A 10,091-nucleotide genomic window follows, 5' to 3' on the forward strand; every position below is an offset into this window, starting at 1 on the left:
TACCGCGCACGCCTGGCCGAACTCCCCACCGTCATCCGCATCGTCACCAACCTCGAGCACTACCGCCAAGGCTGGTGACCTTCTGAATAACGCTCGAGGCATCACACCACTCCCATGGCGTAACCCTGCGCCTGCCGGAAACATCGTCCGTGCAGGTCAGGCGGCCATTCATACAAGTCAGGCGGCGTTGTACCTGCCGAGAACTCCATTCACGCAGGTAGAGGGCGTGCGAAGCCCAAGAGCTCGAAGCGCTCACAGCACGGTGGTCATCCGCCGTGGCATCGACCAGCACGGCATGATGACCCGCTGTGCTGCTCCGACTGGCCTACCTCGGCGTGACCAACGCCTTCGCGTTGCTGCGCCTGCTGCCCCTGAGCGACCGGGACAAGGACACGGAGATCCTGGTGCTACGCCATCAGATCACCATCCTGGAACGCCAATTGGGCAACGCCCGCCCTCGGTTCTCCCCTGCCGACCGGATATTCATCGCGGCGCTGCTGCACCGGCTTCCCGTCGCAACGCTTCATCGGCTCCGCCTACTGGTACGCCCGGAGACGGTGCTGCGGCGGCACCGCGACCTCATCGCCCGCCGCCACGCCGCCAGATCCCGCCCCAAACGGCCCGGCCGACCACGAACCATCCGCTCGATCCGACTCCTGGTACTACGCCTAACGCGCGAGAACCCCACCTGGGGCTACCGACGCATCCACGGAGAACTCCTCATCCTCGGCATCACAGTCGCCGCCTCCACCGTCTGGCAGATCCTCCAGGACGCCGGGGTCAACCCGGCACCCGAGCGCACCACGACGACCTGGTCGGCCTTCCTCCGCTCACAGGCCGACGCACTCCTGGCCTGCGACTTCTTCGAGACCACCACCCTGCGCGGCACCCGCCTGTACGTGCTCGCGGTGATAGAGCACGCCAACCGCCGAATCCGGGTCCTCGGCGCCACCGCGCACCCGACCGCCTCCTGGGTCACCCAAGCCGCCAGGAACCTCGTCATGGATCTTGAAGAGGCGGATAGTTCCGCGCGATTCCTGATCCGCGACCGGGATGGAAAGTTTCCCACCCTGTTCGACGCCGTCCTCGCCAACGCCGGTGTCCAGGTCCTCCTCACCGGTGTCCGGATACCGCGCATGAACGCGATCATGGAACGCTGGATCCGCAGCTGCCGCCACGAACTCCTCGACCGCACCCTCATCTGGAACCAGCAGCACCTACTCCACGCACTACGCGAGTACGAGAAGTACTACAACACCCACCGACCCCACCAAGGCATCGCCAACGTCCGACCACTACGCGCCCTGCCACCAGCCGTCACCGATCAAGCAGCGATCACCAGACTCGACGTCCGCCGACAGCAACGACTGGGCGGCATCCTCAACGAGTATCACCACGCCGCCTGACCTGCACGGACGACATTTTCGGCAAGCACAATGTTCCACTCGGAGGTTGTCGGCGGGGAGTGGGTGGCGAAGCCCAAGACGGGCTCCGTCACCGACTCACCTACCTGACCTGGATCGAGCACCCGATCGCAGCCTGCGTCACGGTCGAGGCGGTCACGATTTACAGGGTTCGTCACGCCGCCGGGTAATGCTCGACGTACACCGCCCGCGTGTACTCGACACTGTCACTCTGCCTATGACAACGGTAGTACGCGTAATAGATGCCATACGGCGCAGTGAACGTGCCAGTTGGATACGGCTTCTTGTATTCCTCTACAACATAGGGAACCAGTCTCGGCGCCCTCGCCTGAACATAGATGTCCGGGGGTGTGAACCCGTCCCACGCGCCCGCAAGGTGTGCGGCTTCCGGCGCTGATAGGTCCATGTGGTCCTCGTAGCTCAGCACGATGGCCAAGGAAGCCATCATGTTGGCGGCCTGAGGCTCGTATGCGCGCACCAGTTCGTCGAGCAGGTCGAAGCCGAGCGCGAGGGCGCGGGACTCTGTGTAGTCGTCGATCAGTTCATCGATGTGCACGGAGTCGAAGCCGTGCTTACGATAGTTCGGCCCCGCTACCGCCGCATCGAGCCAGGCACGCATGTCTGCCATCCTTTCACTCACCCGGGCAGGACCCAGCCTTGGCCCTTGAGGTACGACTTCTCCTCGTTGGTCAACGGCCGCCCTCCATGCTTCCAGGTCCCGTCCTTGTTGAGCGCGTGCGGGGCCTGGCTCTGGTTGGGTTTGTCTTTGAGGTGCACGTGCTCCTGTTCTCCGGGGATCTTGCCGGTGTCCGCCCGCTTTACCGTCTTCGGGGCACGCCCCTTTCGGACGTCGCTGTTGATCCGGCCGACCGAGGCGACCGCCATGATCTTGGGAATACCGGACCCGTGTTTGACCGTGTAGCTGCGTCCACCGAAAGGATTACGGAAGGACGGCAGGTGCGGAACGGGCACCATAACAGCCCTGGACATGCGGTATGCCAGGTCGGCGAAGGCGATCGCGACGAACAGGATGATCACGATGGCGATGGCCGCGATGAGGTGCGCAAATTGACCGTCGAGGTCGGTGTTGTTGATGGGGTCGCCGTTGGCGTAGTCGTAGTCGTTCGCGCTGCCGCCCTCGACCGGGTCGACCGAGAGGAACCTGCCTACGGCGGGCAGGTAGGGCCGCGCACCCATCTGCACGATCGACAGCGCCCCGGCGTGCTCGTAAGGGCGTTGGTGCTGCCCCAGCCAGCCGTGGTCGAAGTCGCCGGGCAGGTTGTCCGGCATCGAGGTCAGGACTTCACCGAAGGGACCATACGTCCGCAGAGGACCCGTTTGCTGTCCGGCGGCGTCCGTGGTGAGTACGAGATCACCGCGGACGCTCGGGTGGTCCACCTTGAACGTGGCCGTCCCGTTCTCCGGGCGAACGGTCAGCAGCACACCACCGGGCAGGGCCAGGCTTCGGCTCACGACCCTCTTGTTCGTGTCCAGTGCCAGGTCCGCCGTGTCCCCGTGTCCGGTGAAGGAGTACAGGACCGTGCTGATGTTGTCGCCTTGCTGTGCGTACCTGCGCGTGATCCTGTTCATGGCGTCCCACGTGTATCCGACCGAGGCGGGATCGGGTCCCGTCGTCCGGGCGGTGAGGTGGCGGTCGTCGGAGTCCCAGCCGAGGTAGGTGGTCGCGCCGGCAGAGGTGAACTCCGTGGTGTTGCCGTGTCGGTCGTACTTGAACCCGGTGATCGCGCCGGCCCCCGTCGTCGCCAGCAGGCGGTCCGCCGAGTCGTGGCAGTAGCCGGTTTCCGTGACTCCTGCCGAGGTCTCGTCGATCATGCGGACCCGGTTGCTGTTGACGCCCGCGTTCCCGACGGCGCCGTCGGGGCATCCGGAGGGTCCGGCGGAGGTGAAGTCGTAGGAGTAGTGGTGGCCTGACACCCAGGCCTCCACCAGGCGTCCGACTGCGTCGTAGCGGTAGTTCGTTCCCTGCGGGTTCGGGTCGATGCCATCGAGAGACTCGTCGATCACCGCTCCGGACTGGGACCGGGTCACCGTAGAGGCGATCTCACGGCCGTCGGATGTGCGCCACAGCAGCGACGTCACCCGTCCGGCAGGATCGCGGACGATCGTCTTGAGGGATGTGCCGTTGGCATAGGTGGCACCCGACGGCTCGCCGGCGTTGTCGTATCCGGCCGTGACGATCGTGGCCCCGTCCAGCTTGGCCGATGACATGCGGCCCGCGTCGTCGAACGTGTAGTCGATCACCTGCCTAGGGTCGGTCGCGATCGGCGGGTGCACCACTTGGGTCGTGGCCCGGCCTGGCAGGTCGTAGAGGGTCTCTGTTCGAGTGCCGTGGACGTCTACGTATGCGGTGACCCTGCCGAGTAGGTCGACTGTCGTGCTGACCGTGCCGTTGTAGTCGGAGGTCGACGTGACGAGTGGGTTCCCGCCGACCTGATGGTCGTGGGTCACCGTGCGGGCGGCGGCAGTGCTGTTCTCCGGGTAGGTGTGCTCGATGACCCGGCCACGCTCGTCGTACCGCGTACAGGCCCAGTCTCCCGTGGTCGCGTCGGCGATCACACGGCCTCGCAGGTCGTAGACGACTTCATCGGTTCGCGTTGTGCCGTCGGCTGCCGTCGGCGAGGCGGATACCTTCGTCATGCCTGACTGTGGGACCGGTGCCGCGTTGGGATCACACGGGTTGGTTCGGCTCTCGTTGGCGCCGTAGTACTGGTAGGTCATCTTGGCACCGCTGGGCAGCGATTGGGCCGTGCGTCGCAGGAAGCCCGAGCCGGGCTGCTCGTACTCGGTTTGTGCTGTCAGCGCGAGTCCGTCCGGGTTGAACGCCGTGGAGGTCGTCAGTCCGTACGCAGGATCGAGCCCGGTGCCGAGGTATGAACTCGCCACCTGCTGCGCTGTCCGCCCGTCGGAGTCCGCGGTAGAGGTCGACGTCGCCAGACGGTAGTCGGGAACGAACTTCTCCGGCGGAATGACCTCCCACGGGCCCGCGTCGCGTTTCCAGGTCACCGCCAGGGCCTTGGTCAGGCGGTTCTGGTTTCCGCTCAACGGATGTTGTTGGTAATCCAGTCGGATCCGGTGTGTCCCGGCTTCGAGCGTGATGGCCTGGCGGCCGGTGTTGACGCCTCGGGCGGCGCTGGTGTGGCGGATGATGTCCCTCTCCGCCAGAACCTTGTCGTAGACGGCGACTTCGTCGATCGTCGCTTCGGAGCCCAGGGTTTCACCGTCGCGGAAGCCGATCTTGACCGGGCCGGTCGTGGCCCCGGCGGGACCGGCGTTGCCCTCGCCGGCCTTGTGACCGTTGATGTAGTAGACGATCTTGTTGTTGGCATCACGGGTGACCGCGACGTGGTTCCACAAGTTCGTGGCCACGCCCATAGTGCTGGCACCCGGGCTGGTAGAGGCGTTACCGGAGTCCTGGTGCAGCTCCAGGCGGTTGTCCTCGCGGAGCACAAGGTCGAACGCGGCTCGCCGGGTGCCGGCGTGGTCGATCTTGTTGATCAGGTCCTGGTTGCCTCCCCACCGTGTCGTCACACGGGGTTTGACCCACATCTCGACGGTCATGGCGCCGGTGAGCGCCAGACCGGTAGCTGGGACTTCGACACGGCCTCCGGCGAAGTCGGTCGAGGCGTCGGTGTCGTCTGGTATGGCTCCGGGTCGGCTGCGTGTCACCGTCCCGGCGGCCGTGCCGTTGCGGTTGTTGCCGGAGACGTCCTTGGCAGTGCTGTCGCCGTCACCGAGCCGCCAGTAGCCGATCGGCTTGGATTCGAGCACCGCGGCCGAGTAGGTGCGGTTGGTGACGAGGTTGTCGTCGACGTAGACCCGCAGGCCGTCATTGGGGTCTGGTTCGCTGGTGCCGATGTAGTACTTGCCCGCGGTGTCGACCTGGAGTTGGCCGGTCATGCGCCCCGAGAACGGCCCGGCGGCGTCGATGCCGTCAGCCGGTGTGGTCGTCGACCAGTTGGTATTGGGATTGCGTGTCGAGTAGGCGTTCGCAGCGCCGGACAAGTTCGGGTTGGTCCACCAGGTGCCCGCCAAGCCGGTCATGCCCTCGTCGTAGGCGGTGCGGCTCGTCGGGATCTTCTCGCATCCCGCGGCAATCGGGCTCAGTGGACGACGGTCGCTACCGAAGCAGTTCGCCGGTGCGGGACCGAAGGTTTCGATCGGGTTGCCCTTGGCGTCGTAGACGGTCGTCGACTTGCGGCCCGCAGGGTCGGTCGACGACAGCTGCCTGTCGTCCTCAGCCCACTCGAAGCCGCTGGTTCTTCCGCTCGCGTCGGTGTCGGTGAGCATCCTTCCGCCGAGGTCGCGGGTGATGCGCCGGTAGAAGCCAGATGCCGGGGTGAGCCCGTCGACGTCGACCTCGGCCCAGTCCGGGCCATAGTCGTAGGCGCGCTTGAGACGTCGAGTGGGGTTCTGCTCGATTCCGGTGGGTTCCGGGGACTTGATCCACGCGACCTGTTTGGTGGTCGTACCGGTGTATCCGATCTGGTAGTTCGGACCCTGGGTGTTGCGGTTGGCGAGGTCGACGTGGATCCAGTCGATCGCCAGTGGTGTCCGCATCGCGGACATCAGGTGGTCCGGGGTGAAGGCAAAGTCCGTGAACTCAGCTCCCGGGTTGCGGAAGCGGGCCAGCTTGCCGTTGAGGTAGGACAGCGTCGTGATGGCGCCGTCGGGCAGTTCGACGGCGCAGAGGTAACCCGCGGGCACCGGATGGAACGCTCCCGGGCTGCCGCAAGCCGCTGCCCCGGAGTAATGGAGCGTGATCGCTCGCTGCGACACTGGATCAATGATTTTGGTCAGTCGTGGGACGGGGCTGTTCTGGTCCGGACGCGTCCACTCCATCCGAGCCGCCGCCGGCTTGCGCGCGTCTGTGGGCGAGGTGATCGACTCCAGGTTCCCTGACGATCCGAACAGGTAGGTCGTGCCATCGGAGTCGATCAGGGTGAGTCGCCCCTCCACGTCGCGCGAGAGGGTGCCGTACTCGCCGGCAGGCGGCTGGTAGCCGCCGTCGGACATCTTGACGTAGGCGTGTGCGGCACCGGAGGTGTCTGTCACGGTGACGCCGGATTCGGACAGCGTCGCCTTGGTGTAACCGCTGCCCGAGCCGTCGACATCCGCCGACAGCGACCATCCCGGTGGCAGCGCCGACGCTGTCGGTGCCAGCCAGGATGCCGGCACCGGCACGGCGTTCTCGGTGCCCTTCTTCGACCACAGAGCGACCTCGGCCCGGCCTCCGTCCTCTCGAAACTCGACTCGGATCGGGTACGGCGTGCCGGCTTCGAGCTGCTTGGGCACGGCGGCGTCGAATCGCGGCGCGGCCCCGAGGCAGATGCCGCACACGGTCCACCCGTCGTAGACCTGCTGATCACCGATCGACACGCGCATGCCGTCGTCGTGCTTGCCGCCGAACACGTAGCTACCGCTCACGGGCACCTTGAGGTAACCCTGCCACCGGACCCGGAAGCCATCCCTGCCCAACACCGGCTCGTAGGGCGAGTTCTCGTCCCAGTTGAACGACACTTGCTGATCGGTGCGCACCAGGACAGGCAAGTCGGTGTCGGCGATCCCGTCCTTCGAGTCGCCGGCGAAATAGGACCCGACCAATCCGGCTTCCTTCGCGGCTTGCGAGTTGTAGACCAGGTTCACACCGACTTCGCCGCCGACAGTGTTCATCTTCGGCGTCGACAGGCTGGTGATCAGGTTGCCGTTGGCCAAGTTCACCGTGAACGGCCCGAACTTGTCGCCCGGCACCGGGCCTTGGGCACCCAGACGTCGGTCCACCCGCAGGCTCCGCGCCGCCCCGTACAGCGACTGGGTGTCTTGGTCGCGGTCCCGGCTGCGCACGGTCCACGTGTAGGTCGCGCCATCCTTCACCACACCAGTCGGGAGCGTCCACGACGGGCTGTTCAACCAACCGGACCGCGCGACCAGGCCCGAACGACCGTCCGCCCCTGTGGCGAGTGAGAACTCGTACTGCGCCACGTCACCCGGGTCGGGGTCCGACACCGCCGCTGCCGTCAACACCGGCTGCTCCGTCGACACGACGGCACGGTCGACAGGACCGGTCGGGGCCGGGACCGGCGGTGTCTGGTTGATCGGCGTGAAGTCCCAGACCGGCGAGTACAACCACGACCCTTCCGGCATGTACTCGTCGACAACACGTGCCCGCCAGTAGTGTTTGGTGTTCCAGGTCAGCGCGGTCGGGGTGATGCGCCACTCAGCGATGTTCTGATCACCCGTGATCTCCACCTGGTGGGAGGCGAAGTAGGTGGCCATCACGTTCGGGTTGGTAGAGACGTAGAACTGCACATACCGCTTGTCGTTGTTCGGGTCGTCAGTGTGCACGGAGAACGTGACGTCGCGCGTGTGGAACTGGCAGCCGGTGCTGCATTCCGAACGGCTCGGCGCTGTCGGCCAGTCATTGAAGTCCACCGTCACGACCGAAGCGCCACCGTCGGGGCCCGCCTCGGCCGCGGCCATCTTCTTCCAGCCGTCCTGGCCTTGCGTGGTCTCGACCATGAAGCCCTGGTACGCCCACGTGCCGTTGGCGTAGTTCCTGACCCAGTCCGTGACGTCGATGGTCGTCCACGACCCTGCCACGCCTGTCGAGTCCGCGTACACGCCTCCCAGGCAGGGTCGGTTGTCCCACGTGATCGTCGACCGGTTCCACGCACAGGGGACATCACGCAGTCGCACGTTCGTCGGGCTGGTCAGGTTCGAGTGCACCCAGTATGCGTTCCACTCGGCACCGAGGATCTGCTTGCCGCGCACGTGCGGCAAGAAGTCGTAGAACGCGTAGGTCTGGTTCGTACCGGCCCCCGGCCAGTAGCCGACCTTGTTGATGTAGCCGCGCCCGTCTTCCCAGTCGACGTCGTAGTTGTTGCCGGGGTAGGCGTCGGTGACATAGGCGTCATACGCCGCGTACAGAGTGTGCAGTCCGGGGTCGACCTTGATCGGGAACTTGCGGTCGGGCGAATTCACCCACGCCCGATCAGCCGACAGCACCACCCGCCAGCCGTCTCCAACACGTTCCAACCGCTGCGAGACCGGTCCGAGCCGCCACTCACCGGACCGCTCGTCACGCTGGTTGTCCCACATCTTCGGCGCCGCGACGACGAACCGCACCTCTCCTGCGGTGTCCCGGACCAAGACCGTACCGTCGGACTGCTGCTCCGGAGCCAGCCCGGCATCCAGCTCCAGTCGGAACCGCCACTCCGGTTCAGCGACCGCCTGATGCAGGACGAAGACGTGCTTCGCACCGCTCGACAACGAATGCAACTCCAGGTCCACACCGGACTGCACACCCCGATAGGTGGCGACACGACCGGCGATCTCCGCCACACGATCCGCCAAGCCCTCGAACTCCAACGACGCCGTCGGACCACCGGGGGCGACGACCTCGATCGCGGCGTCTCCATCCGTACGTTCCGGAAGCGCCACCTGCACCGGAGCCTGCTTCGGTTTGATCGTGCCGTCCTCCAACTCCAGGTTCGTGTCCACCGGAACGAGTTCACCGATGCCGTCCCGCGGGACGTTCACAACCTCCTGGAACAACCGGGCGGTCTTCGTGCCATCGGGATTGCGGTAGATGTTCGCCGACGGCGTCCGCTCGACCAGTTGCGACCGCTCCTCCGAGAAACCCGTCGTCGGACGCTTGGTCACCTGATCCGGATTCTCGATCCTCTGCGCCGTCACAGCACCGGGATCGGAGAAGTCACCGCCAACCGGCTCGGGATCCACCGCCTCGCCGGGCTCGCTCGGCATCGGAGGCACGTCTTCGTGACCAGCCTGAGCCAACTGACTGATCCGACTCGGAGAAGCAACTGCGACCGGCTCGACCACAGATGCGATCAACACGACCGCTAGTGCCACAACCCCGGACTTGCGCATCGAGGCACGACGAACCCTCGCCCACGGGCGACTCAACAAGACCATCCCCTGACTTCTCTGCGAGTCCCCGAGACACGCGTCTGACAAGCCAACCAAGGATGCACGTCGATCCCATTAGGGCCAACATCAACAAAACGTGCGGAACATCACCCTCAATTCAGTAACGCCAGACAGCCGCATCAGCGATGGAACGGGCCTCCTCGGTGTCGTGGTAACCAAACAGGCAGCCAGGCTCGACGAGAACCTGTTGAAGGCGCGCCGAGGTGTCAGGAACCAGATCGCGCACTCGACCCCGCACACGCGGGGGTGTTCCGGTGGCACGACGACGTTCTGAAGTTGTCCCCTTGAAACGGACACCCTCACCCCAGACAGCGGTCTGGGGGAAGGATGTCCCCGTGTCGGGCAAGTCGAAATACCCCGAGCAGTTCCGCAGGGGCGCCGTCGCGTTGGCTCGTTCGTCGGACCGGCCGTTGCGGCAGGTCGCCCGTGAGCTGGGCGTGAACCACGAGACCCTGCGCACCTGGGTCCGTACCACCGAACAGGCCCAGGCCGGACCGGTCGACACGGCGGCCGCGGTGGACCAGGAGGAGCTGCGGGCGCTGCGCAAGCGCGTGGCCGAGTTGGAGCTGGAGAAGGACATCCTGCGCAAGGCGGCCGCGTATTTTGCCTTAGTGATCAGTTCAGAATGAGTTTCCGTAGGCAGATGATCGAGCAGGCCAGGCTGAGGATGGCCTGGTGGACATCGGCTCGTCGTTCGGT

4 protein-coding genes are annotated in these 10,091 nt (G+C 65.6%); 2 read left to right on the top strand and 2 right to left on the bottom strand.

What is annotated here, in order from left to right; genetic code table 11:
• The first annotated feature begins 308 nt into the window (after positions 1–308).
• Positions 309–1,406 (top strand): integrase core domain-containing protein, encoded by a 1,098-nt coding sequence (locus ACWEFJ_RS38780; RefSeq protein WP_449716858.1) that lies wholly within the window; start codon positions 309–311, stop codon positions 1,404–1,406.
• A 172-nt stretch (positions 1,407–1,578) separates the two neighbouring features.
• Here ACWEFJ_RS38780 and ACWEFJ_RS38785 read toward each other — a convergent pair whose 3' ends face one another.
• Both ACWEFJ_RS38785 and ACWEFJ_RS38790 read right to left on the bottom strand, forming a co-directional pair.
• The gene (locus ACWEFJ_RS38785) at positions 1,579–2,043 is read right to left on the bottom strand and encodes a hypothetical protein (RefSeq protein WP_449716859.1); all 465 of its coding nucleotides are present in this window, start codon (positions 2,041–2,043) and stop codon (positions 1,579–1,581) included.
• 17 nt (positions 2,044–2,060) lie between these two features.
• On the bottom strand, positions 2,061–9,206 hold the full coding sequence (locus ACWEFJ_RS38790) for a PA14 domain-containing protein (protein WP_449716860.1): 7,146 nt from the start codon (positions 9,204–9,206) through the stop codon (positions 2,061–2,063).
• Between the two features lie 521 nt (positions 9,207–9,727).
• Here ACWEFJ_RS38790 and ACWEFJ_RS38795 point away from each other — a divergent pair.
• On the top strand, positions 9,728–10,021 hold the full coding sequence (locus ACWEFJ_RS38795) for a transposase (protein WP_449716861.1): 294 nt from the start codon (positions 9,728–9,730) through the stop codon (positions 10,019–10,021).
• Positions 10,022–10,091: the final 70 nt, after the last annotated feature.

The organism is Actinosynnema sp. NPDC004786 (assembly GCF_053601135.1).